This window comes from Vibrio sp. Vb2880 (assembly GCF_033337975.1).
Taxonomy (GTDB): Bacteria; Pseudomonadota; Gammaproteobacteria; order Enterobacterales; family Vibrionaceae; genus Vibrio; species Vibrio alginolyticus.
Genome location: NZ_JAWORT010000033.1, coordinates 1 through 26,096, shown reverse-complemented (window position 1 = coordinate 26,096; position 26,096 = coordinate 1). Strand labels below are relative to the sequence as shown.

Genomic DNA, 26,096 nt, shown 5'->3' with positions numbered 1-26,096 from the left:
CTTATCCGTGGTGAGTAATGTGTTCTTGAATCAAATCGAGGAATGGATCGGCGTACTTCTCCAGTTTGCGCTGACCAACGCCGCTGACTGCCAACATTTCGCCGTAAGACGTTGGCAAGATCTCCGCCATATCAATCAGAGTTGCGTCACTAAAGACCACGTATGGTGGCAAACCATCTTCATCAGCAATCGACTTACGCAGCTTACGTAACTTGGCAAACAGCTTCTTATCGTAATTCTTGCTGGTCAGTTTATCTGACTTCGCCGCGCGTGCTGCGGTGTCTAAACGCGGAACTGCTAACTCCAGAGTCACATCGCCACGCAACAGCGGACGCGCCTCTTCGGTAAGTTGCAGCGTTGAGTTACGAGTGATGTTTTGGAACAGCAGACCCTTGTGGATTAACTGACGGAAGATACTCACCCAGTAATCGTGGCTGTGATCACGCCCTATCGCGTAGGTAGAAATTTTATCGTGCCCGTTTTCACGTACACGAATGTTTTGCATGCCACGTAGCACTTCTACTACGTAGCCCATACCAAAGCTCTGATTAACACGGTACACACAAGACAACGCCTTACGCGCTTCTTCCGTGGCATCAAAGTGCTTCGGTGGATCTAAGCAAATATCGCAGTTGCCACATGGCTTCTCACGATATTCACCAAAGTAATTCAATAGCACCTGACGACGACAAGTCTGCGCCTCAGCAAAGGCACTCATCGCATTCAGCTTGTGGGTTTCCACCTGCTTCTGCGGACCATCGTCTTTCTCATCCAACATACGACGCAGCCAACTGATGTCCGCCGGGTCATACAACATCATCGCTTCCGCAGGTAAACCATCACGCCCTGCACGACCCGTTTCCTGATAGTAAGACTCGATGTTGCGCGGGATATCAAAGTGAACCACAAAACGCACGTTTGGTTTGTTGATGCCCATACCGAATGCCACGGTCGCCACTACAATTTGGATGTCATCACGTTGGAAAGCTTCTTGAACGTAAGCGCGCTCATCAGCATCCATACCTGCGTGATAACCAGCAGCACGAATGTGGTTGTTGCACAGCTTCTCGGTCACCATCTCAACTTTCTTCCGGCTACCACAATAGATGATGCCGCAATTCCCCTTTTGGGTTTCAAGATAACGAACGATTTGCGAAACCGGCTTGTGCTTCTCAACTAAGTTGTAGCGAATGTTAGGACGGTCGAAGCTGCCTAGATAAACCTCTGGATTATTCAGTTGCAGACGCTCAAGAATATCTCGGCGCGTTGCATCATCCGCCGTCGCCGTCAGCGCCATAAATGGCACATGGGAAAACTGCTGCTTAAGTTGACCAAGCGCGGCGTATTCTGGACGGAAGTCGTGTCCCCACTGGGAAATACAATGCGCTTCATCGACGGCAATCATCGATAGCGGCAAGTTTTCCAAGCGCTCAATGAAATCACGCATCAATACGCGTTCTGGCGAGACGTACACCAACTTAAGATGACCAGTGTGCATGCGGTTATACACGCTGAGCAGTTCTTCACGAGGCATGGTCGAGTTAATGCATTCAGCCGCTACACCGTTGGCTTTAAGCTGGTCCACTTGGTCTTTCATCAGCGAAATAAGCGGAGAAATCACCAAAGTAATACCAGAGCGAACCAAAGCAGGGATTTGATAACACAGCGACTTACCGCCACCAGTAGGCAGGATAACTAAGCTGTCGCGACCTTCTACCGCAGCATCAATCACCAACTGCTGACCATCACGGAACTCTTGGTAACCAAACACATCCTCCAACACACGTTGAGGCGTTACAGGCGAATCAGATTGTTCGGCTAACAAGGTCGAGGTCATGAAAAGTCTCAGATTGGGTCTTAAAAAAGAGGTGCTTATGCATACCACTGGCACACAAAGTGAGGGCACATTGTAATGGGGTTTCATGGTGAATAAAACCGCAAATTGTTAGGTGTTTCGCATCACGACTCGTATACTGATTTTCTGCTCTATAAAACACACAATTAGGTGACACTTCATGACACCAGAAGACGAACAACAACGCGCGCGGCAAGGTATCTTGCTAGCGATCGGCGCGTATACCATGTGGGGCATTGCGCCGATGTACTTTAAGTCCATCGCACAAGTATCTCCTTTGGAAATTCTAAGCCACCGAGTGATATGGTCTTTCTTTTTGCTTGCTGCACTCCTCCATTTTGGCCGTCACTGGCGCTCGGCTTACCACATCGCGAAAGACAAAACGAAAATCGCTTACCTGATCGCAAGTTCCATGCTAATTGGCGGCAATTGGTTGATTTTCATTTGGGCGGTAAACTCGAATCATATGCTCGACGCCAGCTTAGGTTATTACATTAACCCACTGATCAACGTCTTACTCGGGATGGTCTTCCTTGGTGAGCGACTGCGTAAATTACAGTGGTTCGCGGTTGTATTGGCAGGTTGTGGCGTACTCGTTCAACTGATTGTATTTGGCTCCGTACCTGTTGTTGCGATGGCGTTAGCAATAAGCTTCGGCTTTTATGGCTTATTAAGAAAGAAAGTCAGTGTCGATGCAAAAACTGGCTTGTTTATCGAGACATTACTTCTACTGCCAGTGGCCGCTGTTTATTTGCTTTTTGTTGCCGATACACCAACCTCAAATATGCTTACGAATCCACTTACGTTAAATAGTTTGTTGATCGCGGCTGGGGTTATAACAACCCTGCCACTGCTGTGCTTTACGGGTGCAGCAACAAGACTCAAATTATCGACTTTGGGCTTTTTCCAATATATAGGCCCAAGCTTAATGTTTTTACTTGCAGTATTGATGTATGGCGAACCCTTTACCATGGATAAAGCGATCACTTTCGTCTTTATTTGGGGAGCACTAGTCGTGTTTAGCTTTGATGGATTACGTAATAACCGTCGCTCACGCCGAATCGTTCAGCCACAGTGATCGTTTTTTACAAGACAAGTTAGAAATTGCCAGATAAGCTTGGTCATAATGTGACCAAGCTTTTTTATTTAATGGAACATATTCAGTACTACGCAACCGACCATGACAACTTAAGTCTAATAGAGGCGAAATACCAGAAATTTGCTTTTCAAAGGCATTACCATCTGGATTTTCATCTCGGCCTGATCACGCATGGTGCGCAGAAGTTCCAATACCAAGGTAACAGCCACCAAGTTGGTCACGGGCAAATTGTGATTATGCCGCCGGATGAGCTGCACGACGGGCAATCTAAGCTCGAGAGTGGCTACGAAGTAAATGTGTTTGCGATCGAACCTCATCTATTGAGCGATCTGGCTGATCTTAAGCAAAACGGTCAAATAATACACTTCAACGAACTGATCATCTCGGATCCGCAGATATTTTCACAACTTAGTAACTTACACGGGCTGCTTCGTCGTGAAAACCTCAGCCAACTCACCAAAGATTGCCTTCCTTTTGAAGGATTTAACCAACTTTTTGATCGCTACGGATCGCTTGAGCGACAAAAAGTGGTGCCGCTAGGAAACCAATCGCTTGGGACGTTAAAAGATTATCTAATGGCTAACCTTGACCAAGCGGTGCGTTTGGATTCACTTTCAGAGCTGTGCCAACTGAGCCCAACTCAGTTCCAGCGCCACTTTAAAGCGCAAACTGGCATGACGCCTTATGCATGGTTCGCACGCCTGCGCCTTGAACAAGGCATGAAGTTACTGCAAGCTGGTCAATGTGGTACCGACGTCGCTCATCAAATCGGTTTCTATGATCAAGCGCATTTCAGCAAAGCGTTTAAACAGACCTACGGCGTTTCCCCTTCTCAAGTGGCTCGTTAATTTCATTTACCGAGAAAGCTGTCAGTTTTTTACAAGCGCCACAGGTGACTTACCACGACAATAGCCGCATTGGTTAAATTTGAGATGTGTTATGAATGAATCCACCATATTGCTGACACTCGCCAGCATTCACTTTATTGCCCTAATGAGTCCAGGTCCGGACTTTGCGCTGGTCGTACAAAATGCGACGCGTCATGGTCGTCAAACTGGCTTGTACATTGCGTTGGGATTGTCCGTCGGTATTTTGCTGCACTCTTTGTTCAGCCTGACAGGTGTGAGTTTTGTCGTCCACCAGCACCCAGTGCTGTATTCCGTGGTACAACTGCTCGGTGGTAGTTACCTGCTCTACTTAGGAATTGGCGCATTGCGTGCCGTGATCTCGATGATCCAAAACCCACTGACGGATCAACCTAAGAAGCAAAATAACCTAGTGATCAGCAATAAGCGTCAAGCGTTTGCTAAAGGGTTTGCGACCAACATTCTTAACCCAAAAGCCCTGGTGTTCTTTGTCAGTTTGATGTCGAGTTTAGTCCCAGCAGGTATGTCGATTACTGGCAAAGGTACTGCCTTGGTCATCCTGTTTGGCTTGTCGCTATTCTGGTTCTCTAGCCTTGCATGGATGCTGTCGACACAGCGCTTACAGCGTAAATTACAACAAGCGGGTATCTACATCGACGGTCTATGCGGCGTGGTATTTACTCTAGTGGGCGGCAGTATTCTATACCAAACTATCAATACTTTTATCGGATAAAGTACTGATTTAAAAGCGTAGCACAATCGACATTTCTAAGATTGCTGACTCGACGTGACTCTCCATAACTGCCAAGCTCAAAGCACAAAACTGGCAACATGGAGAGTCATCATGCATTGGACGTTCAACCGACTCGTGACCACGGGTCTTTTTCTTACTTCCCCACTCGTCTTATCCACCTCAGCCTTTGCTAACCAAGCAGCAGATGCGGTTGCACCGGAGCACAGTACTGGCTTCGAGCAAAAGCAATTGGTCAAAGCCAAAGGTTATATGGTCACAGCAGCCAACCCACTTGCAACCCAAGCCGGGGCGGATGTTCTTGCACAAGGGGGCAATGCTATTGATGCCATGGTTGCCGTACAATTGATGCTGGGCTTGGTAGAGCCGCAATCATCAGGTATTGGTGGCGGTGCCTTCTTAGTGTATTGGGACAGTGAGAAACAAAAACTGACTACGTATGATGGACGCGAAACCGCACCGCTCGCCGCGACGCCGAAACTCTTTTTAGACGAAAAAGGACAACCCCTACAATTTTACGATGCGGTTGTCGGCGGGCGCTCCGTTGCCACTCCTGGTACAGTGAAACTGCTGTGGGACACGCACCAGAAATACGGCAAGTTGGAATGGAAAAAGATCATCCAACCCGTAATTACCTTGGCTGAACAAGGTTTCGAAGTTAGTCCTCGCCTCGCGAGTCTGATTGAAAAAGATGCCAAGCGCCTATCTCGCTTCCCTGCGACTAAGGCTTACTTCTTCAATCCAGATGGCTCACCAAAAGCCGAAGGCACATTGTTGAAGAACCCTGAATACGCGCAAACTCTGACGGCAATTGCAGAGCAAGGGGCAAAAGCTTTCTATCAAGGCGATATCGCCACAGACATCATCAAGACAGTACAGAATGCACCGGGCAATCCTGGCGTATTGGCACAACCTGACTTTGATGCGTTCCAAATCAAGCAACGTGAACCGGTTTGTGCGGCTTACCAAAGCTATGACATCTGCGGCATGGGACCACCTAGCTCTGGCGCATTGACGGTTGGACAGATTCTCGCGATCACCGAGCAATACGATCTTAAAGGTTGGGGAGCCGAAAGCGCGAAATCATGGCAAGTGATCGCCGATGCATCGCGCCTTGCGTTCGCGGATCGTGGTAAATACATGGCTGACCAAGATTATGTGCCAATGCCAACCGAAGGCTTGCTTGATAAAGATTATCTCAAACAACGTGCTGAGCTCATTCAAGTCGGTAAAGCCTTGAGTAAGGCTGAAGCCGGTAATCCTCCTTGGTCGCACGCCATGAACTTAAGCATGGACCAATCGATCGAGTTGCCTTCCACCAGCCATTTCAATATCGTCGATAAGCAAGGCAATGTGGTTTCAATGACAACAACCATCGAGAACGCCTTTGGCTCACGCTTGATGGTGCGCGGCTTCTTGCTCAATAACGAACTGACCGATTTCTCTTTCAGCACGCATCAAGATGGTGTGCCAATCGCAAACCGATTAGAACCGGGCAAACGCCCACGTTCATCTATGGCACCAACCATTATGATGAAGGATGACAAGCCTTACATGGCAATTGGCTCACCGGGTGGCAGCCGCATTATTGGTTACGTCGCACAAGCCATTATCGCCCACACGCAATGGGATATGGACATCCAAAGCGCGATTAATCAGCCACGATTGCTGAACCGTTTTGGCACCTTAGATATTGAGCAAGGTACCGCCGCAGAGGGCTTACAGCCTGCTCTGGAGAAGATGGGCTTTAAAACCGATGTTCGGGATTTGAACTCTGGTCTGCATGCGATACGAATAACAAAAGACGGTCTTGAAGGCGCTGCGGATCCAAGACGTGAAGGTGCCGCTATCGGGCAGTAAGAGTCTTTCGCTCGACCCCTTGTGCGAGATCTCTCACAAAGGGTTGAGCAAACCTCTCTTTTTTAATGGTAAAACCGTACAGAAAAGAGCATAAGCCATTGAATTTAATGCTCATGTATCTTTTTTGAACGCTAAGAGAGTTAAAAAATGTGAGATTAGCCCGTTGTTGGAAATCGTTAAACACGTAATATTAAACCTGTCGGAAGGATGCTGACACGGAACAGGAAACACCACGGACTTGGTGAACTTCAGGAAGAAGAAACGGTTATTCAGGATGAATAGTCGGGCATGGATTGCAAAATTGGACATTGAACGGAATCAATAGTGACTAGGATGGTTGCTACTAAGGACGGGAAATGGACACCTCTGGACGAGGCAAGGATTTGAACATCAGGATGATGTCAGGGACACCGCTCAGGGAACAAGTGATGAGAGCTAACGAGGATAGTTAGCAGACCAGGATAAGGTCATTAAGGACACCGCTAGGAAGGCGACGTAAGGATTAAGCTGACGGATTCAGCACACTATCATGGATTAGATGCATGGAGCACTCTTAGTAGCTGGATTGCTGCGAGTAAGACTATAACCCCGATGGGCGCAAGCCCTCGGGGTTTTTCTTTGCCTAAAGTTTTTCTCAGTAGATCTGCTGAAAACAGGCATTCACCCACAACGCCCACCTTTCACTTCAAACGGCATCGTTAAGTCGCGCTTTTGTACTCCATTTATCATTCCATTTTTTACTGCGTTAGCGACACCAAAACTGCACAAACAAAAAGAGCCGCCGAAGCAGCTCTTAAGTTGATGATACCAATCACAGTAAATAAGTGATCAGAAATAGCGTAGGGAAAATGCTTGAGAACAAGGCGCAATTTTTCGATAAGTAGTTATTCTACAATCAAAAATTGCAACGCAGTTATCGAGTATTTTAACAAGCTAGAATGACCAGTTATTTATTACGATTGGTATGAGTTTTGGTCAAGCCTTACAGTTTCTCTAGTCGTGCGTAAGCAGTTACCAACCATTTGATGCCTTCACCGTTAAAGGCAATCTGTACACGGCTTTGTGGACCACTGCCTTCGAAGTTGATGATGGTGCCTTCACCAAACTTTGGATGCATCACACGAGAACCTAGCGTAAAGCCGGTTTCATTAAAGCTCTCTTTCACAACAGTTTGGCTAAATCGACCACTGCTTGAAGGACGGCTAACTTGCGCCTTCATTCGTACTTCATCTAAACAAGTTTCTGGCAGTTCACGGATAAAGCGAGACGGTTTATGGTATTTATCCTGACCGTACAAACGACGCATTTCAGCATAAGTGATGTACAGTTTCTGCATCGCACGGGTCATGCCTACGTAACACAGACGGCGTTCTTCTTCTAAGCGCCCTGCTTCTTCTGCCGACATTTGGCTTGGGAACATGCCTTCTTCCACACCGACCATAAACACCAATGGAAACTCTAGACCTTTCGCACTGTGTAATGTCATGAGCTGAACCGCATCTTCAAATTCGTCCGCTTGTCCTTCGCCCGCTTCTAGTGCTGCGTGGGTTAGGAATGCCGTCAGCAGTGACATGTCTTCGGCTTCTTCTGGTTTCTCGAATTGGCGAGTTGCGGTCACCAATTCCTCCAAGTTCTCAATACGTGCCTTAGACTTTTCGCCCTTCTCTTGCTCGTACATAGCGAACAAGCCCGAGTATTTAATCACATGGTCAGTTTGGTGATGCAGCGGCATCTCTAAGGTGTCGTCTTCTAGCGCGGTGACAAGCTCGATAAAACGGCTCAGAGCACCAGCAGCGCGACCAGCAAGCACCTTCTCGTCCAACATTGCCACACTCGCTTCCCACATGGTGCAACCACGATCACGAGCCGCAAAGCGGATGGTTTCAAGCGTCTTATCGCCCAAACCACGCGTTGGCGTATTCACCACACGTTCAAACGCCGCATCATCGTTACGGTTGGCAATCAGACGCATGTAGCTCAAGGCATCTTTGATTTCCTGACGTTCGAAGAATCGCATGCCGCCGTAGATACGGTAAGGCAGACCGGCTTGAATTAACGCTTCTTCCAGAACACGCGACTGGGCGTTGTTACGGTAAAGCATCGCAGCGTCATTCAGAGCACCGCCCTTGTCTTGCCACTCTTTGATTTTGTTCACCGCAAAACGGGCTTCATCTAATTCGTTGTAAGCGCTGTAAACCGAGATAGGCTCACCGACCACGCCATCCGTCCACAACTCTTTACCCATACGCTCGGTGTTATTCGCAATCAGGGTGTTAGATGCTTCCAGAATGGTCTTGGTTGAACGGTAGTTTTGCTCAAGACGAATGGTATTTACGCTTGGGAATTCGAGCGTAAACTTCTCAATATTCTCGACTTTTGCACCACGCCAACCATAAATCGACTGGTCGTCATCACCTACGATCATCACGTGACACTCAGGACCCGCCATCATACGTAGCCAAGCATATTGAATGTTGTTGGTATCTTGGAACTCGTCCACCAAGATATGCTTAAAGCGTGCTTGGTAGTGTTCACGGACGAACTTGTTATCACGCAGTAGCTCATGTGCGCGCAGCAAGATTTCCGCAAAATCGACTAAACCAGCACGATCACACGCTTCTTGGTAAGCGGTGTACAACTGCAGATATGTCTTGGTTACTGGATCATGGTACGCATCAATGTGCGACGGACGCAGACCTTCGTCTTTCTTACCGTTAATCCACCATGCCACTTGGCGTGCAGGCCATTGCTTCTCATCGAGGTTTTGCGCTTTGATCAAACGCTTTAGCAGACGCTGCTGGTCGTCACTGTCAATGATTTGGAAATCTTCCGGTAGCTTCGCATCAAGATAGTGTGCTCGCAGAATACGGTGACAAATGCCGTGGAAAGTACCATTCCACATACCGCCTGCACTGCCCATCATTAGCTCTTCGATACGTCCACGCATCTCTGCCGCCGCCTTATTGGTAAAGGTTACCGACATGATTGAAAACGGAGAAGCTTGCTCGACCGACATCAGCCAAGCGATACGGTGAACAAGAACGCGTGTCTTACCACTTCCTGCGCCAGCAAGAACGAGCAAGTTTTCTAGAGGTGCTGCAACGGCTTCACGTTGTTTATCGTTCAAACCGTCGAGTAATAGAGATGGATCCATCATGATGAGAGCTACTGGTTATTTATACATAAAAACCGATTATAACCTAAACAACCGGGTGCTGTTTAGACAAAACTTGATAAAAAAATCGATGTTTTTTTGCCCAATACATCAATTGGTTATATCTATTTGACCCTACAAACCCATTTACTTCAGAAATTTTTCTGAAAGTTTTTTAGCCAGTTTCCTATCTTTTAAGTTAAGCAAGTTGATAACAAAAACGCCAAAACAGGCGATTCATCTTGCCAACTTAAAGTAAAGGAAATCATTCAGAGGAATTTATTATGAAAAAGTCGAATCTAGCTGTTACTGCTGCTGTTACTGGTCTTCTAGCTCTTGGTGGCACAATGCTAACTGCAGCTCCAGCTGTCGCTGCTGAAAAAGAAAAGTGCTATGGCGTTTCTAAAGCAGGTAAAAACGACTGTGCAACAAAAAGCAGCTCATGCGCTGGTACTTCTAAAGAAGATAACCAAAAAGACGCATTCGTAGTCGTACCAAAAGGTCTTTGTGACAAACTCGCTGGCGGTAGCACTTCTTCTTCATAATCTTTTATCGCTAGCTATTATGAGGATGCGTTGACGCTCAACCAACGCAAAGCCAAGACGCATCCTTCTCTTCCCGCACGATTTGAAAAGGAGTTTCACGTGAAACACCACACCTTCCACGACCTTGTTGGAGTTGGATTAAGAACCCCTCACCTCGATTACTTTAGCCAATCCCAGCCTGAGTTGTCTTGGTTAGAAATCCACAGTGAAAACTATTTTCAACCCAACGCTGCAGAGCGCAATCAATTACAGGCATTACGCGAACAGTATCAAATTAGCTGCCACGGCATTGGTCTGTCATTAGGTTCGGTGGAACGTGTTAGTCAAAAGCATCTTGCTCAACTTAAAGCGCTGATTGACTCAATCGACCCAATCCTTGTTTCTGACCATTTAAGTTGGAGTGAAAACGGCGGTCACTACTTTAATGACCTGCTTCCACTTCCGTATACGGAAGAAGCGCTCAACGTGTTCACTCGTAACGTGAATGAAGTGCAGGATTATTTGCAACGCGAGATCTTGATAGAGAACCCATCTAGTTATGTGAAGTTTCAACATTCGACCATCAGCGAATGGGAGTTTCTTACCGAAGTGCAAAAGCGCACTGACTGTCGTTTATTGCTCGATTTAAACAATGTTTATGTTTCGGCGTTCAACCACGGTTTTGATTGCGACACATACCTAGATGCGATTCCAGCCGACAAAGTGGATGAGATTCACTTGGCAGGTTTTACCATCAAACAACTCGACAAAGGTGAGATATGGATTGATACCCATAGCCGCCCGGTTAGCGATGAAGTTTGGCAGTTGTTTTCACAGTGGACAAAAAAACACGGTCCACGTCATACGTTGATTGAATGGGATTTGGATATCCCCGCGCCAGAAGTCTTGCTCGAAGAAGCGCAGAAAGCATCGCAACTGCTGTTGCAAGGCACACTTCCAAGTGAACAAAGCGAACCAAGGAAGGCATCATGAATCTAGCCACCTTACAAAGCCAGTTTGCTAAAGCCCTGCACTATCAAGCGCTCGGTGAAGACTGCGATATTGCCAGTGATGAGTTTACCGCTGATGAACGCATACAAATTTACCGCAATAACTTTATCGTCAGCTTAAGCGAAGTGTTGTCCGCGACCTACCCGATGGTTGAAGCGCTGCTTGGTGAAGAATGCTTTGAACAGATAGCTCGGCAGCATGTTCTTTCTTACCCATTAGAAGAAGGAAACGTGGTGCATTATGGCGAAGGCTTTCAAGACACCATCATGCAGTTTAGTCAGGTGATCGCACAAGCACCTTACAGCCCTGAAGTCGCACGCTTCGAGTGGCATATCGACCTAGCTCGTCAAGTACAGTATGAACAATCCAATGCAGCGGAATTAAAACCGCTTGCGTTACTTGGCGAAGTGAGTGAAGAGCAACAACCCGCTTTAGTCTTACATCTTAAAAAAGGCTGCCGCAGCTTTGACTCCAACTACGCAGTATTCGATCTATTTAGCGCGATTCAAACTGGGCAATTCGAACAACTTAATATCAACCAATTACAGCAAGGTGTCATCTCGATTCAAGCCAATGGAGAAGCCTTGTGTCACGCACTCGATGCTGATGTGTTCCAACTGCTGCAATGTTTAGAGCAGAAGCAGAGTTTGAGCGAAATACCTGAAGTTTTACTCGCTCATCTCAATCGCATCATGGCACTCGATATTGTTGACGGCTTTACATTGCAATCAATCTAAGGAGCACTCTATGAAGGATACGGTTAAAAACTTAGTGAATCGGTATGACGATTTAATCAGTACCTTACAAGCTGGCTTTGTCCCTTTACTACTTCTCTTTTGCCGCTTTTGGGTTGCTTGGGTGTTCTTCAATTCAGGACTAATCAAAATCTCGTCTTGGGATAGCACGTTGTACTTATTTGAGCTGGAATACCAAGTGCCAATCTTGCCATGGGAATTGGCGGCTTATTTAGGTACGGCTGCGGAGTTGGTTCTACCGGTGTTCTTGGCACTAGGATTGATTACCCGCCCGATGGCAGCAATTCTGTTTGTGTTCAACATCATCGCAGTGATCTCTTACCCACTGTTGTGGGAGAAAGGTTTTTATGACCACCAACTTTGGGGATTGATGATTCTTATCGTAATCGTATGGGGGCCAGGACCGCTGTCTTTGGACCACATCCTGAAAAAGAAAATGACGAGCTAAAAAAATCCCCGCATCATGCGGGGATTTTTTATTATTTATTCAAGTAAGCCAGTAGCTCTTCTGCTGAGATACCTTGCTGAGCGAGGTCTTTTGCCATCTGCTCGACTTGTTCATCTTTGCGTGACTCAATCACTTGCTGAAATTGGTACACGATATCACGCAAAATTGGCAGAGGTACTTGTTTAGCCGCACTACGAATACGCTCGGAGCTTTGATTACCCAGCTCATTAAGCAACTTGCCAAACATCACCTTTTCTGGTGAATCTTCCATTTGCTCTAGAATACGAGCCATTTCATACGTGGTTAACGACATTACTTTTTGAGTTCCGTTATGGTGTCAGGAAAAGTCTGAGTGACAAATATACACGCCTTACTTACATTGGAAAATACTAAATTACACTGATTTACGCTTTCGCAAAGCTCGAGTGCCAGTTCTTCCCTGCTTTTGTAAACAGAACGACCAACGCAGGTAATAGGACCCACATATGAATTGCAATCAAGGTTTGCGGATCCAGAGATAAGCGTTGCAGCGTACCCACCAACAAACCAGAGCCACTCATTTGGAACAATCCAAGCAGTGCAGCTGCCGTGCCCGCCTTATCACCAAACGGTTCTAACGCTTTCCCTGCCGCTGCACCCAGAATGAATGCAAAACCTACAGAAGACATGAAGATAGGTAGCATGAAAGAAAGCGCGGTATTCTGACCATTCATCACTAGCATGATCACACCAGCGAGACCCAGAGTTGAGATCCCGGTGACCAAGGTGTTGTGAGTTCCAACGCGCTCCATAAACTTAGGCGCCAGCATACATGCCGCAATGTTTATCACCGCATTTACACCAAACCAGAAAGTGAATTCATTCATCGACAGCCCCATCCCCGTCATCAATACCGACGGTGCTGAGGTAACGTAAGCAAGAATAACCGCCATCGCCATCAAGCATAATGACGCATGGAAAACAAAAGATGGTGTGCTAAGCACTGCCCAATACCGACTAAGCTTAAACACGGCTTGCTTTTCTGTTGACGGGTTAGTCTCTTTCATCATGAAAAACATCAATGATCCAGACACCACAGCAAAACCCGCCATAAAGCTAAAGTTAGCACGCCAGTCAAATTGTTGAGTTAACCAGCTACCTAGAATTGGAGCTAAAGCCGGAATGAAACAAATCGCACCGTTAAGGTAGCTGATCATTTTGCCGCTTTTTTCCGGGCCAAAGATATCGCGAACTGTTGCAAAGGCTGCTACCGATGTCGCACACGCACCTAAGCCTTGTAGCAGTCGGGAAACCAACATCCACTCAATATTTTGAGCACTCCACGCCAATAAAGCGCTCATCGCGTAAATGGTGATACCGCCCAATGCAACAGTTCGACGTCCGAGTTTATCTGCTAGGGGACCTGCGAATAGCTGACCAACACCCATAGCAAATAAGAACCAAGTGATCGTGTCTTGTGCTAGCGCATTATCGACCTGAAAAGTGGAAGCAATAAGAGGTAAAGCAGGTAGATAAATATCAATCGCTAAAGGACTAAAAAGAACCAAAAGGGTCAATAACGCCATCTGTTTTTTACTATTAGAAAACTGGCTAGACACACAACACTCCGAATTGGATAAAGAACTTTGGGTAAAGCTTAATCATCTGATGATATGAATGGAAATGATGTATAATCATGAGCATTATTCCCCAGAGGAAATTCACTGTGAACGTCGAAAAACTGGCTCGTATCGATTTAAATCTATTGGTCTGCTTTAAAGTGCTGATTGAAGAGTTAAACGTTACTCGTGCGGCCCACCGATTGTGCTTAAGCCAATCCGCCGTAAGTAAATCACTCGCTAAACTGCGCATTCAATTTGATGACCCGCTTTTCACTCGAAACTCACATGGATTAACACCTACGCCGCGCGCATTGTTTCTTAAACCGAAACTGGATCTGTTGATAAATCAGTTAGAAGTGCTGACTCAACCCGAAGAGTTTTCTCCGCAAAGCAGCGAATACCGTTTTCAAATAGCAGCGGTAGAGAGTGTCTACCCTCTCATTCTACCCCATTTCTTACCGGCGATTTTTCAACAAGCACCTGGCGTGACCATAAGCACACACCCGTGGTCGGATAATACATTTAAAATGCTTCAACGCGGCGAACTGGATTTAGGCTTAACTGGAAAAGATATCGATATAAACGATGCCAAGCTGACTCTTCAACCACCCGATGACATTTGCGAGTTGGAAATTTATCGTGATTACCAAATGTGCATCATTCGCAAAAACCACCCTGCGCTAAAACAACCTTGGAATCTGGAAGCCTATCTCGCCCTACGCCATGTACAAGTACGTTGTGATGGCAACGACCGTTGGTTGCTGGATTATCGCCTTGCAGATATTGGCGCCGACCGCGATATTGCCGTCACTGTGCCCGACTTTAACAGTGCCGCAAGTTTATGTTCATACACCGACTTTATCTTTACTGCGCCAAGTCATTTTGTGCAACTTGCGGCCAAACAGCTTGATTTGGTCGTGCTGCCACTACCGTTAGAATTCCCACCTATGGCTTACACTTTATTCTGGCACCGAGACAGAGAAAACGACCCTGCATTAGGCTGGCTACGTACGATGATCACACAAAAAACCGATCACCTTAGATAAAAACACCGCGCTCAATTTGCGCTTAGCGGCTAAAATGAGTAGCTTAACTGTCGTAGTCCTTTTTGGCTCATCTATGGCCTAGTTGTACTCCGACTCTATTGAAGTGATTGCGAACCTCAATGGAATCGTAAACTGCATGAAGCAGATGGAAACAGCTCCCACACCTGAGCATGAAGGAGCGGTAATTTGAAGGAATAACACAGATGCACAACGATACCCAAAGCCGCGTGAATGCAATTCGCGAATGGCTAGCACAACATAATATTGATGCCCTACTTGTCCCTCATGAAGACGAGTACTTGGGTGAATACGTACCAGCGCACAACGAGCGTTTACATTGGCTAACTGGTTTTACTGGTTCTGCTGGTGCTGCGGTAATCACCAAAGACAAAGCCGCTATCTTTGTTGATGGTCGCTACACAGTACAAGTAACAAAGCAGGTTCCTGCTGATCTATTCGAATACCGTCACTTGATTGAAGAGCCTGCACTAGATTGGATTAAAGACCATCTTGCAAATGGCGCGTCTGTGGCAATCGACCCTCGCATGCACAACGCTGCTTGGCTAGACATGGCACAAGCAAAACTTGCTGGCGCACTTGAGCTTAAGATTCTCGATAGCAACCCAATTGATGAACTGTGGCACGACCGCCCTGCTCCTGTGGTTTCTGATGTTCGCCTAATGGCAACAGAAGCAGTTGGTCAGTCAAGTGAAAGCAAACGCCAAGAAATCGCAGAGCTTGTGAAAAAAGCCGGTGCAGACAGCGCAGTGATCACAGCACTTGATTCTATCTGTTGGTTGCTCAACGTTCGTGGTCTAGATGTCTCACGTCTACCAGTTCTGCTTTCTCACGCGATTCTGCACTCAGACTCAAGCGTAGAATACTTCCTAGATCCTGCTCGCTTACCTGCTGAGTTTGACGCTCATGTTGGTGCGGACGTAACAGTTCATCACCCAGAAGCATTGCAAGCACGGCTAGAAACTCTAACTGGCAAGAATGTACTGGTTGACCCTGCGACAAGTAACGCATGGTTTAAGTTGGTTCTACAAAATGCTGGCGCATCTGTGGTGAGTAACGCTGATCCATGTCTAATGCCAAAAGCGGCGAAGAACGCGGTTGAAATCGCAGGCATGAAAGCATGCCATATCCGTGATGGTGTGGCGATGAGTAAGTTCCTATCTTGGTTAGATGCAGAAGTCGCTGCTGGTAACCTGCATGATGAAGCGACACTGGCAGACAAACTGGAAGCATTTCGTAGCGAAGACCCGACACTAATGGATCTTAGCTTTGATACCATTTCAGCGGCAGGCGGCAACGCGGCGATGTGTCACTACAACCACGAAAACCAACCTGAACCTGGCAAGCTAGAACTGAACACACTTTACCTAGTGGATTCAGGCGGTCAGTACCTAGATGGTACGACAGACATCACGCGTACAATTGCGATCGGTCAGCCTTCACAAGAGATGATTAAACAGTTCACTCTTGCGCTAAAAGGTCACATCGGTGTTGCTCGTGCACGTTTCCCGAAAGGCACACGTGGTTACCAAATCGATACGCTAGCTCGTCAGCACTTATGGGCGGAAGGCTACGATTACGATCACGGTACCGGTCACGGTGTTGGTCACTTCCTAAGTGTTCATGAAGGTCCAGCAAGCATTTCGAAGAAGCAAATCGACGTGCCTCTAACAGAAGGTATGGTGCTATCCAACGAGCCAGGCTACTACCGTGCAGATGCGTTTGGTATTCGTATTGAAAACCTAGAGCTTGTTGTTGAAACCGCAACAAACGGTGACTTCCCTGTTCTGTCATTTGAGTCGCTAACACGCTGTCCAATCGACAAGCGCAACATCAATGTTGATATGCTAACTCGTCCAGAGCTTGCATGGTTGAATGATTACCATCAGAAGGTATGGGATGAGATCAGCCCACTTGTTGAAGGTGATGTGAAAGAGTGGCTTCGTCAAGCAACGCTACCAGTAGCACACAGCTAGAAGCTAGAAGCTAGAAGCTAGAAGCTAGAAGCTAGAAGCTAGAAAAAAGTAGAGGGTTGATGTTTTGCATCAACCCTCTTTTCTTTACTTATGTTTCACGTGAAACATAACGATGACCAGTAGCTTTATTTGCTGATTAACCAGAATACGCTGAGTGCCAATCTCGCCATACAGGATCAAAGCCTTTGGCTCGAATCATATCTTCCACAGAACCAGCACTTCGCTCATCACTGATCTCAAACTGCTCGAGTTCAACATCATCCATCGCATAACCGCCCGGCTGAGTTTTAGATGCAGCAGACATACTGGTGATACCTAACGGTAATGCATTGTCTCTGAACTTTGGTGATTCACGAGTCGATAATGACAACTCCACTTCTGGATTCAACAAACGATAAGCGCAAATCAGCTGAACAAGTTGCTTATCCGTCATGACTGATTTGGGTTGTAGCGCGCCCTTACAAGGACGTAAACGTGGGAAAGAAATTGAGTAACGAGTCTGCCAATATGTGCGCTCAAGATAGTCCAAGTGCGCTGCCACATAAAAACAATCTGTTCGCCACTCTTCCAACCCTATTAAAGCACCAATACCGATCTTATCGATGCCCGCCTTTGCAAGACGATCGGGTGTATCCAATCGGTATTCAAAATCCATCTTATTGCCACGCAAATGGTGCTCGGCGTAAGTCGAAGGGTGATACGTTTCTTGATAGACCATCACCGCATCCAAACCCAATGTCTTGAGCTCAGCGTATTCGTCTTGATCAAGTGGCTGTACTTCCATCGCTAAATAGTTAAAGCGCTTCTTAATCATCGGCACCATTTCGCGGAAGTATTTCATGCCCACTTTGGTTTCGTGTTCGCCAGTCACCAGCAATACGCTATCAAACTTCATGCGCTTGATTGCTTCGACCTCAGCAACCACTTCGTCCCGATTCAAGGTACGACGTTTGATTCTGTTCTCCATCGAGAAGCCACAATAAGTACAAGCATTGGCGCACAAGTTAGAAAGGTACAGTGGAATGTAAAGCGACATGGTATTACCAAAACGCTTGCGAGTTGCCGAGTATGACAGCTGCGCCATTTGCTCTAAGTACGCTTCAGCCGCTGGTGAAATTAGCGCTTTAAAGTCTTCCAAATCACGCTTGGGTTTATTCAATGCTCGCTCGACATCTTGTGCCGTTTTCGCGTAGATCGACATCGAGATGTCATCCCAATTAAGCTGCTTAAATTGTTCAACGAAGCTCATGTTTTCCTCGCTTAATAGCTAAACCAATCTAGGACTAAAGCTCATCTAGGAATGACGTCAGTGGACTCGACGCAACCGCATGAGAAACCTTACCGGCAAGTCCAGCTTCATAAGCCATACGCCCGGACTCTACCGCCAACTTAAATGCCTTCGCCATCGCAACGGGATCGCTCGAAGCTGCAATCGCTGTATTGACGAGCACGGCATCCGCGCCCATTTCCATCGCACGCGCGGCATGTGAAGGAGCACCAATACCCGCATCAACAACGACAGGAACATTAGCTTGGTCGATGATGATCTCTAGGAAATCGTGAGAAACTATCCCTTTGTTAGAACCGATCGGCGCACCTAATGGCATGACTGCAGCACAGCCTACTTCTTCCAATCGTTTACACAGAACCGGGTCAGCATGACAATAAGGAAGGACAATGAAACCCTCACGAACCAGTTGCTCAGCGGCTGCTAGTGTCTCAATTGGATCGGGCATCAAGTACTTCGGGTCTGGATGAATTTCTAGTTTTAACCAGTTAGTACCCAACGCTTCTCTCGCCAATTGTGCTGCAAACACAGCATCTTTAGCATTCTTTGCACCTGAGGTGTTCGGCAATAAGTTCACACCCGCTTGTACTAACGGTAGCAAAATATCGTCTTGTTGGTCGTTCACATCCACACGCTTCAACGCCATGGTCGCAAGTTGAGAACCCGATACTTGAATCGCTTCTGCCATTAATCGGCTGTTGGCAAACTTCCCTGTTCCCGTGAACAGTCTTGATTCGAATTGTTTATCACCAATTTTAAGCATCGACTTTAACCCCCTGCGATCGCTTGAAACAAAGAGATGCTATCTCCCTGTGAAAGAACTGTGCTAGCCCACTCACTGCACGGCACAACATTGTTATTAATTGCAAAAACACAGCCCATTTCAGGCAGCGCAAATTGACTAATGATTTGCTGTAGATTTGACTCACTGGCAACTTGATGTGACTGGCCATTGATGACAATAGTGATCACATCTAAGTCAGCAGCTGTCATTTGTGTTGTTTGTTGTTCTGATAACGTCATTGCTTCCAACTCTCTTAATTCTGCCCATTACCCGTAAGCTAAATCTGAGCACACACTTGGCACTGTTTGTCTTTGCTTATCGCCATGGTTTGCCATTGCAGCTTCAATCCATCAAACAGGTGTAACTTGGCAGTCTCGACATGAAACTTTCCCGTCGCCAGTTTTTGAATTGCCGCTATCGCTTGGTAGTTGCCAAGTGTGCCCACCACCGGACCGACGACACCGCTCTCACTGCACTTTTGCGTTTGTGGTAATTCGTCGAACGGATACAAACAGCGGTAACACGCTTTACTCTGCGCTTCTTGTTCACTTGGTGTTTGGTAATCAAAGACAGCAAATTGCCCTTGCCAACCAATTGCCGCCGCCGAGATGAGCGGCGTATTTTGCTCGAAACAAACTTGGTTAATTAGCTGACGCGTTGGCATGTTGTCGGTGCAATCCAAAACCACATCCGCCAACATCACCTCAAGCTGCAGCTGTGCTTTGTCTAATCGCTTATTGATAGCACGAACTTGAACCATAGAATTAAGTTCAGTCAATTGCTTTACAGTCGCTTTTGTTTTCGCAACTTGGAGGTCTTGTTCACGATAAATGATCTGACGTTGTAGGTTACTGCTATCAACTTTATCGTCATCAACCACAACCAATTTACCAACCCCCGCTGATGCCAAGTACAAACTCGCTGCGCTCCCTAACCCACCACAACCGATGATCAGCACATGCGATTTACTCAAACGTTCTTGCCCAATTTCGGCAATTTCAGGCAGAGCGACTTGGCGCTGATAGCGAAGAAACTGCTTATCCGTGAGCATGCTCGCCTCTCTTGGTATCCGCCAATTCATTATTCTGATCAGTGAACGTTAGCTGTCTTTCTTTCATCAGTTGTGCAAAGAACTCGATGACGGACTGAGGTGATTCTGCCAACGTAATAGCTCGCACAACTGCCAAACTAGAAACACCTGTTAGCCAAACTTGGTCAGCATTAGATTGGTCGATACCACCAATCGCAACCGTCGGAAAGCCAAGCACATAGTCACTTACTTCTTTGTCTTTTGAAGGTCTGAAAGCAGCCTCTGTATTTGTATAAGGAATGCTATCAATCAGCTTTTGATACAAAGCCAAGCGCACCAAACCTTGTGGTTTCGATGGCATCTGTTTAGTGGTGGTTGGGAAAATATGCCCTAGCGCGATGTAACTAGGATGAATTTGTACGATGCGCAGTAGCTCATAATAACCATGAGTAGAAAGACCAAGACGAATGCCGGCTTTAGTTAGCTGAGCCAAATTCGATTCTTCTATGTCTTCTTGTCCTAGGTGGACGCCATAAGCGCCATGCTTGATTGCCAACTGCCAATAGTCATTGATGAACACTTGTGCTTGATACTGACGACCTAGCTCAATTGCTCGAATGATTTGTTGTTCTAAATCGGCTTGTTGTGGGTTCTTGATTCGCAGTTGAATAGTGTTGATGCCTAGTGGCAGTAGACGCTCAATCCAAGCAACATCATCAACGACTGGATAGAGCCCTAGACTTTGCTTAGTTAGAGTTGGAAAGCTAACGCTCTCACCTTGTGCAGACCAACCAACTTGAATACCTAGCCGGTTATCCTCTAGTACAGGTGTGGGGAAATCATCAAATTGGTCAGCCCACTGAGCGGATCGTCCCTCGTCAAGGTTGTCATTCAACAGTGTTTCACGTGAAACATTCGCTTGTTGAGTTAGCATTCCTCGAGCAAGTGTTAACGCATCTTCGATAGGAAAATCGAGTACTGTCAGCGTTACTATCCAAGCAAGGTGATGTTCAGGATCGAACATTGCGTTGAGTTTGGACTTAACGGAAAGCGCTCTCACTTCGTTGTTAATTGGGTGACGCCAGATATCAAGCTGAAGCACTTTCTCCTTTTTATCGGATACCTGAGTATCAGCAATACCAATATAAATAGCTTTCGACGGTTGCTTAGCACACGCTTCTACCGACAAAGCAGAACGGTAATAGAGCACAAATGAACTCTCATGCTCAGAGTCATAATCATCAATGAGATCAGTCGTTATGTGTGTGGTCTGTTGGCCGCGAACAAGCTGAATAGATTGAGTTGGGCTCACACCCAACTCAATGTCTTCTATGCTAAAACCCTGTTCTTTCGCCAACAACAAACATTGCTGAACTAAACCTGTCAGTTCAATCAACGATGACGGAATAAGGATTTTGCTCATTAGTCACTTACCTCGGCATGTGCTGCTGGGTGGTATAGCTCGGAACCTGACTCTCTAAATTCTTGCGATTTCTGACGCATCCCCTCAAAAGGGTCATCCAGCATTTTGATTGAGATAGCTTGGTCCGCAGCAACTTGCTCAGTGTCTTTCGCGTACTCTCGTACTTCTTGCGAAATCTTCATCGAGCAGAACTTTGGTCCGCACATCGAACAGAAGTGAGCAACTTTTCCAGACTCTTGAGGCAAGGTTTCGTCATGGAAAGCGCGCGCGGTATCTGGATCGAGTGACAAGTTGAATTGGTCTTCCCAGCGGAACTCGAAGCGAGCTTTAGAAAGCGCGTTATCACGAACTTGTGCACCAGGATGTCCCTTCGCCAAATCCGCGGCGTGCGCAGCAAGCTTGTAAGTTATCATGCCTACTTTCACGTCTTCTTTGTTTGGTAAACCAAGATGCTCTTTAGGAGTGACGTAGCAAAGCATCGCACAGCCATACCAGCCAATCATGGCAGCGCCAATACCTGAAGTAATATGGTCGTAACCTGGAGCAACGTCTGTCGTCAATGGGCCAAGGGTATAGAAAGGAGCTTCATGGCAGTGATCTAACTGTTCTTCCATGTTCTCTTTGATCATGTGCATTGGAACATGACCAGGACCTTCGATAATCACCTGTACGTCGTATTCCCACGCTATCTTGGTTAACTCACCAAGGGTACGAAGCTCTGCAAATTGCGCTTCGTCGTTAGCATCGGCCACCGAGCCAGGACGTAGACCATCACCGAGAGAAAGTGCCACATCATACTTAGCACAGATTTCACAGATCTCTCGGAAGTGGGTATATAAGAAGCTTTCTTGGTGATGCGCTAAACACCATTTCGCGATGATAGAACCACCACGAGAGACGATGCCAGTAACGCGTTTTGCAGTCATTGGCACATAACGAAGTAGTAAACCGGCATGGATAGTAAAGTAGTCAACGCCCTGCTCCGCTTGCTCAATCAGGGTATCGCGCATCACTTCCCAGTTAAGGTTTTCCGCAACACCATTCACTTTCTCAAGCGCTTGATACATTGGTACGGTACCGATCGGAACCGGACTGTTACGTAGAATCCACTCGCGAGTTTCGTGGATGTTACGTCCAGTAGAGAGATCCATAACGGTATCTCCACCCCAACGTGTCGCCCAAACGAGCTTCTCTACTTCTTCCTCAATCGAAGAAGTGACCGATGAGTTACCGATGTTGGCGTTCACTTTGACCAAAAAGTTACGTCCAATGATCATTGGTTCGGATTCTGGGTGGTTAATATTGGAAGGGATAATAGCGCGACCTTCGGCGACTTCTTTACGCACGAATTCGGCGGTAATATCTTTTGGTAAGTTCGCTCCGAAGCTTTGACCCGGATGCTGTTGATTCAGCACTTCATCGCGATACTTGGCACGCCCCATGTTTTCACGCAGCGCGATATATTCCATTTCTGGGGTAATAATACCTTTGCGAGCATAGTGCAACTGGGTCACGCACTGCCCATCTTTAGCACGTCGAATACGTGGTAGATTGCCGTAACGAAGATCGTCTAGTGTTTCGTCTTCTAAGCGTTCTTTGGTGTACACCGAGCTTACTTCATCAAGTAGCTCAGTATCGGCACGCTCTTCAATCCACCCTTCTCTCAGCTTAGGTAAGCCGCTATAGAGGTCTATGGTGTGCTCTGGATCTGTGTATACACCCGAGGTATCGTAAACGCGTACTGGCTCATTAGGCTCGAAAATAGGCGCTTCTTTTGTGCCTCCAATAAGGCTATCAGCGAGTGATATTTCACGCATTGGCACACGAATATCTGGACGTGAGCCTTCTACGTAGACTTTGCTTGAATTGGGGTACGGTTGTACCGAGAGTGTATCAATGAACTGTTTTGCTTCCAGTCTCGCTTGTTTGCGACTCGACATAGCATTTTTCCTTGCTTTGTTATACTAGATAAAAAGTAATTGGATAAAAATGCTTGGCGGATAGATGCGACAAGAGGAGTCAAATTAAGGCTAGTTAAAGCTTACGATATTTGCCTGTAACAACATTCGACTTTTGATAGATCAACCAGAAAGAGCTCCGGTGTGAATATCTTCTCTTGTTCCCTTCGCAGATTCTAATCTGATCAGGTTCAACGGATCCCGAATTAACGGTCTCAGCCTTATGGCACTCCGACAAGTGATGTCAGTATATAAAAACGGCTTGGTGAAACCAAGCCGACCTGTTCAATTTTTAACTACTTTGCTAGCTGCGCATCAATAATTGAAAGCCTATCCACGCAGCTGAAATACTTAACACTACATTCAACAATACGTTCAACCCCATCTTAAAGAAAGCGCCCTGCTGCATAAGCAACACATTATCCATCGAGAAGGTGGAAAACGTCGTTAGTGCCCCTAAAAAACCCAAGCCAATCACTTGTCGCCAAGGTTCCGTTGCCAAAAGTTCATTATCGAAAGCTGCTATCAATAAGCCCATCATAAATGAGCCAACAACGTTAACGGTTAACGTACCATATGGAAAACCACGCCCCAATAAAATGACACAAAGTTCAGAAATTAAGTAACGAGAACATGCACCAAATGCACCACCCAATGCAATAAAACCCAAAACGGATAGTTGTCCCATAATTCCCCCAGAAAAGTTAATGGCGACATTGTAATCAAATTTACGGCAATAGTGATTATAAAATCTTAGAATTCAGCAAAGTATAGCGCTTAAAACTTATCAAGATTTTAAAAGTTACAGGAGTCACTTTACTTCAATGTAACCCATCAAACCCGTCTTCATATGTTCAATTACATGACAATGGTACATCCAACGCCCTGGGTTATCTGCAACAAATGCCGCTTTCGCACTGCCGTTTTTTCCAAGTAAGACCGTATCGGTATGAAACGGTTCGTCGAGTTTTTTACCATCTAACTCAAGAACCGTAAATGTGTGTCCATGAAGATGAATAGGATGATGATATTGGGTGACGTTCTTTAGGTTGAAGATATAGGTTTTTCCCATCTCCAATGTTGAAAGCGGCGCTGGAATATTATCTTTGCTCATTCCCTCCCAAGCCCGTTTGTTCATCAGCCAGAACTTAGGTATCGCTTTGCCCGATTTATCAGCAGGAGTGATCGCCCCCTCCCACTCAAACACATAATCGATTTGCTCTGCATTTTTCAAATCGAGAGCTGGCACAGGGTTGAGAGGTAATAAAGGCAGTTTCTGGTTGCTCGGCAAGTCAGACTCAACAACGTCAAACTCGCACAAAGGGAATGGGAAGCGTCCTTTCATTTGACGCACATAAACACGTGTTCCAGCCTTCGGAGCAATCAATCCGATATCTAACCTCATTCCCGGACCAATTTTGTGCTGAGTGAGCTTATAAGGCGCTTTAACAGGATTACCATCAATAGCAATAACCCAAGCCTCTGCACCTTCAATAGCGATCGGGTAAGTAATGGTATTATCGACATTAGCAATTCTTAATCGCGTAGTGGCATTCTGCTTCAGCGTATAAACAGGTTCATGCACACCATTGACGCTACTCCACTCTCCGGGAGTCCCCATACGAGCGCTCAAGCGCGGCACCATAAGGTTCTTCCACTGACCTAGTTTGTCTAAATGCCAATGCTTGAGGACGACTTCATGCTCTTCATCAAACTGAACCGGCTCTGCCTCTTCAACGACAATTAGCCCGACTAAGCCCATACCAAGCTGCTTCACACTATTCATATGTGGGTGATACCAAAATGTGCCCGCATCTGGTGGTGTAAATTCATAAACGAATGTTTCACCTGGCATGATAGGCTGCTGGCTCAAGAAAGGGACACCATCCATTTCAATAGGAATTCGCAAGCCATGCCAGTGGATTGTAGTCGGCTCTGAAAGCTTGTTAGTAAACCGAATTATAACTTTCTCGCCTTGGCGAAAACGAATCGTAGGCGCTGGAATCGAACCATTAAATGCGAGTACGTCTGTGTTAAACCCAGGGATCAATTCTGCAGTAGAAGGCTCTGCAGTGATATCGTATATATATTGCCCCTGCTTATTAGTGCTCCTAGATAGAGAACATGTAGGTAGAACGGTAAGCGCGGAGATTGCTAAGGATGATTGAAGAAAGCGTCGACGAGATATATCCATACATAGTTACTCATTAATCCAGATCGGTTGAGTGTAACTAAATATAAATAGTGATTCCCCTTTATTATCAAAATTTCGGGCCACTGATCATTACAGCTAACTGTAGTTTCGTTCGTTCAGTAGATTAAATGCTGCCAAAGTACAGCAGAAAGCCATACTTACGGGATAAGAGTAGAAATAAGCTGTAATAATGAGAAGAAACCAGATACAAAAAAGGCTCTGACCTAAGTCAGAGCCTGATATGTGGCAGGGGTGGAGAGATTCGAACTCCCAACACGCGGATTTGGAATCCGCTGCTCTGCCAATTGGAGCTACACCCCTATAGAATTTTCATATTCTAGATTTGACAAAACCTCGCATAAGCGAGGTTGTCGATATTAAGTGGCGGAGTGGACGGGACTCGAACCCGCGACCCCCGGCGTGACAGGCCGGTATTCTAACCAACTGAACTACCA

Annotated in this window: 22 protein-coding genes, 1 tRNA gene and 1 riboswitch; of the genes, 10 read left to right on the top strand and 13 right to left on the bottom strand. The window is 46.4% G+C overall.

Translation table 11 applies throughout. From position 1 onward, the window contains the following. Position 1: 1 nt before the first annotated feature. Positions 2–1,837, bottom strand: coding sequence for an ATP-dependent DNA helicase RecQ (recQ, locus tag R7M92_RS22895; protein ID WP_005451195.1), 1,836 nt, complete (start codon positions 1,835–1,837; stop codon positions 2–4). Between the two features lie 178 nt (positions 1,838–2,015). Here recQ and rarD point away from each other — a divergent pair, with 178 nt between their 5' ends. The 4 genes from rarD (at position 2,016) to ggt (ending at position 6,431) form a co-directional block, all read left to right on the top strand. After that, a complete protein-coding gene (rarD, locus tag R7M92_RS22890; RefSeq protein WP_258481776.1) occupies positions 2,016–2,933 on the top strand; it encodes an EamA family transporter RarD in 918 nt (305 codons plus the stop codon). 71 nt (positions 2,934–3,004) lie between these two features. Continuing rightward, the gene (locus tag R7M92_RS22885) at positions 3,005–3,802 is read left to right on the top strand and encodes an AraC family transcriptional regulator (protein ID WP_005382915.1); all 798 of its coding nucleotides are present in this window, start codon (positions 3,005–3,007) and stop codon (positions 3,800–3,802) included. 91 nt (positions 3,803–3,893) lie between these two features. After that, positions 3,894–4,553 (top strand): LysE family translocator, encoded by a 660-nt coding sequence (locus R7M92_RS22880; RefSeq protein ID WP_025768968.1) that lies wholly within the window; start codon positions 3,894–3,896, stop codon positions 4,551–4,553. Between the two features lie 111 nt (positions 4,554–4,664). Further along, positions 4,665–6,431, top strand: coding sequence for a gamma-glutamyltransferase (ggt, locus tag R7M92_RS22875; RefSeq protein ID WP_318134384.1), 1,767 nt, complete (start codon positions 4,665–4,667; stop codon positions 6,429–6,431). 982 nt (positions 6,432–7,413) lie between these two features. On the opposite strand, the gene uvrD is transcribed toward ggt, so the two are convergent. Beyond that, positions 7,414–9,588, bottom strand: coding sequence for a DNA helicase II (uvrD, locus tag R7M92_RS22870; RefSeq protein WP_005378778.1), 2,175 nt, complete (start codon positions 9,586–9,588; stop codon positions 7,414–7,416). Positions 9,589–9,869: 281 nt separating this feature from the next. Here uvrD and R7M92_RS22865 point away from each other — a divergent pair, with 281 nt between their 5' ends. The 4 genes from R7M92_RS22865 (at position 9,870) to R7M92_RS22850 (ending at position 12,323) form a co-directional block, all read left to right on the top strand. Beyond that, positions 9,870–10,130 carry a DUF2282 domain-containing protein gene (locus R7M92_RS22865; protein WP_005378779.1) on the top strand — a complete coding sequence of 87 codons (261 nt, stop codon included), beginning with the start codon at positions 9,870–9,872 and terminating at the stop codon, positions 10,128–10,130. 99 nt (positions 10,131–10,229) lie between these two features. Beyond that, entirely contained in the window at positions 10,230–11,102 is an 873-nt protein-coding gene (locus R7M92_RS22860; RefSeq protein ID WP_318134382.1) for a DUF692 domain-containing protein, read from the top strand. Next, positions 11,099–11,857: a DNA-binding domain-containing protein gene (locus R7M92_RS22855; RefSeq protein WP_318134381.1), complete on the top strand. Its 759-nt coding sequence runs from the start codon at positions 11,099–11,101 to the stop codon at positions 11,855–11,857. Before R7M92_RS22860 ends, R7M92_RS22855 begins: the two co-directional genes overlap by 4 nt. A gap of 10 nt (positions 11,858–11,867) precedes the next feature. After that, positions 11,868–12,323, top strand: coding sequence for a DoxX family protein (locus R7M92_RS22850; protein WP_104979859.1), 456 nt, complete (start codon positions 11,868–11,870; stop codon positions 12,321–12,323). A gap of 31 nt (positions 12,324–12,354) precedes the next feature. Here the strand turns inward: R7M92_RS22850 and R7M92_RS22845 are convergent, their stop codons facing one another. Both R7M92_RS22845 and R7M92_RS22840 read right to left on the bottom strand, forming a co-directional pair. Further along, on the bottom strand, positions 12,355–12,636 hold the full coding sequence (locus R7M92_RS22845) for a hypothetical protein (RefSeq protein ID WP_005378786.1): 282 nt from the start codon (positions 12,634–12,636) through the stop codon (positions 12,355–12,357). Between the two features lie 91 nt (positions 12,637–12,727). Beyond that, entirely contained in the window at positions 12,728–13,921 is a 1,194-nt protein-coding gene (locus R7M92_RS22840) for a multidrug effflux MFS transporter (protein ID WP_005382927.1), read from the bottom strand. A gap of 107 nt (positions 13,922–14,028) precedes the next feature. On the opposite strand from R7M92_RS22840, the gene R7M92_RS22835 reads away from it, so the two are divergent. After that, positions 14,029–14,970, top strand: coding sequence for a LysR family transcriptional regulator (locus tag R7M92_RS22835; RefSeq protein ID WP_005378791.1), 942 nt, complete (start codon positions 14,029–14,031; stop codon positions 14,968–14,970). Between the two features lie 203 nt (positions 14,971–15,173). Beyond that, entirely contained in the window at positions 15,174–16,964 is a 1,791-nt protein-coding gene (locus R7M92_RS22830) for an aminopeptidase P family protein (protein WP_318134378.1), read from the top strand. Positions 16,965–17,100: 136 nt separating this feature from the next. Here the strand turns inward: R7M92_RS22830 and thiH are convergent, their stop codons facing one another. The 9 genes from thiH to R7M92_RS22785 form a co-directional block, all read right to left on the bottom strand. Then, on the bottom strand, positions 17,101–18,213 hold the full coding sequence (gene thiH / locus R7M92_RS22825; RefSeq protein ID WP_318134376.1) for a 2-iminoacetate synthase ThiH: 1,113 nt from the start codon (positions 18,211–18,213) through the stop codon (positions 17,101–17,103). Between the two features lie 34 nt (positions 18,214–18,247). Continuing rightward, positions 18,248–19,015, bottom strand: coding sequence for a thiazole synthase (locus R7M92_RS22820; RefSeq protein ID WP_005397059.1), 768 nt, complete (start codon positions 19,013–19,015; stop codon positions 18,248–18,250). A gap of 5 nt (positions 19,016–19,020) precedes the next feature. Further along, positions 19,021–19,275, bottom strand: coding sequence for a sulfur carrier protein ThiS (thiS, locus tag R7M92_RS22815; protein ID WP_054702541.1), 255 nt, complete (start codon positions 19,273–19,275; stop codon positions 19,021–19,023). A gap of 38 nt (positions 19,276–19,313) precedes the next feature. Continuing rightward, entirely contained in the window at positions 19,314–20,087 is a 774-nt protein-coding gene (locus R7M92_RS22810) for a HesA/MoeB/ThiF family protein (protein ID WP_054702534.1), read from the bottom strand. Further along, positions 20,074–21,489, bottom strand: a complete 1,416-nt coding sequence (locus R7M92_RS22805) for a thiamine phosphate synthase (RefSeq protein ID WP_318134374.1) — start codon at positions 21,487–21,489, stop codon at positions 20,074–20,076. Before R7M92_RS22805 ends, R7M92_RS22810 begins: the two co-directional genes overlap by 14 nt. Next, on the bottom strand, positions 21,489–23,429 hold the full coding sequence (gene thiC, locus R7M92_RS22800; protein WP_213973561.1) for a phosphomethylpyrimidine synthase ThiC: 1,941 nt from the start codon (positions 23,427–23,429) through the stop codon (positions 21,489–21,491). Before thiC ends, R7M92_RS22805 begins: the two co-directional genes overlap by 1 nt. 163 nt (positions 23,430–23,592) lie before the next feature. Next, a riboswitch (TPP riboswitch) is annotated at positions 23,593–23,691 on the bottom strand. A 60-nt stretch (positions 23,692–23,751) separates the two neighbouring features. Beyond that, positions 23,752–24,135, bottom strand: coding sequence for a fluoride efflux transporter CrcB (gene crcB / locus R7M92_RS22795; protein ID WP_005378811.1), 384 nt, complete (start codon positions 24,133–24,135; stop codon positions 23,752–23,754). Positions 24,136–24,258: 123 nt separating this feature from the next. Further along, on the bottom strand, positions 24,259–25,641 hold the full coding sequence (locus R7M92_RS22790) for a multicopper oxidase family protein (protein ID WP_318134371.1): 1,383 nt from the start codon (positions 25,639–25,641) through the stop codon (positions 24,259–24,261). A 244-nt stretch (positions 25,642–25,885) separates the two neighbouring features. Then, a tRNA-Trp gene (locus tag R7M92_RS22785) sits at positions 25,886–25,962 on the bottom strand. Positions 25,963–26,096 lie beyond the last annotated feature (134 nt).

Coding starts and splice junctions, on each gene's coding strand:
- R7M92_RS22885 (WP_005382915.1), top strand. CDS start 3,005: ATGGAACATATTCAGTACTACGCAACCGACCATGACAACTTAAGTCTA.
- R7M92_RS22830 (WP_318134378.1), top strand. CDS start 15,174: ATGCACAACGATACCCAAAGCCGCGTGAATGCAATTCGCGAATGGCTA.
- R7M92_RS22845 (WP_005378786.1), bottom strand. CDS start 12,636: ATGTCGTTAACCACGTATGAAATGGCTCGTATTCTAGAGCAAATGGAA.
- R7M92_RS22790 (WP_318134371.1), bottom strand. CDS start 25,641: ATGGATATATCTCGTCGACGCTTTCTTCAATCATCCTTAGCAATCTCC.
- R7M92_RS22820 (WP_005397059.1), bottom strand. CDS start 19,015: ATGCTTAAAATTGGTGATAAACAATTCGAATCAAGACTGTTCACGGGA.
- recQ (WP_005451195.1), bottom strand. CDS start 1,837: ATGACCTCGACCTTGTTAGCCGAACAATCTGATTCGCCTGTAACGCCT.
- R7M92_RS22850 (WP_104979859.1), top strand. CDS start 11,868: ATGAAGGATACGGTTAAAAACTTAGTGAATCGGTATGACGATTTAATC.
- thiC (WP_213973561.1), bottom strand. CDS start 23,429: ATGTCGAGTCGCAAACAAGCGAGACTGGAAGCAAAACAGTTCATTGAT.
- ggt (WP_318134384.1), top strand. CDS start 4,665: ATGCATTGGACGTTCAACCGACTCGTGACCACGGGTCTTTTTCTTACT.
- R7M92_RS22805 (WP_318134374.1), bottom strand. CDS start 21,489: ATGAGCAAAATCCTTATTCCGTCATCGTTGATTGAACTGACAGGTTTA.
- thiS (WP_054702541.1), bottom strand. CDS start 19,275: ATGACGTTATCAGAACAACAAACAACACAAATGACAGCTGCTGACTTA.
- crcB (WP_005378811.1), bottom strand. CDS start 24,135: ATGGGACAACTATCCGTTTTGGGTTTTATTGCATTGGGTGGTGCATTT.
- R7M92_RS22880 (WP_025768968.1), top strand. CDS start 3,894: ATGAATGAATCCACCATATTGCTGACACTCGCCAGCATTCACTTTATT.
- uvrD (WP_005378778.1), bottom strand. CDS start 9,588: ATGATGGATCCATCTCTATTACTCGACGGTTTGAACGATAAACAACGT.
- R7M92_RS22855 (WP_318134381.1), top strand. CDS start 11,099: ATGAATCTAGCCACCTTACAAAGCCAGTTTGCTAAAGCCCTGCACTAT.
- R7M92_RS22810 (WP_054702534.1), bottom strand. CDS start 20,087: ATGCTCACGGATAAGCAGTTTCTTCGCTATCAGCGCCAAGTCGCTCTG.
- R7M92_RS22865 (WP_005378779.1), top strand. CDS start 9,870: ATGAAAAAGTCGAATCTAGCTGTTACTGCTGCTGTTACTGGTCTTCTA.
- rarD (WP_258481776.1), top strand. CDS start 2,016: ATGACACCAGAAGACGAACAACAACGCGCGCGGCAAGGTATCTTGCTA.
- thiH (WP_318134376.1), bottom strand. CDS start 18,213: ATGAGCTTCGTTGAACAATTTAAGCAGCTTAATTGGGATGACATCTCG.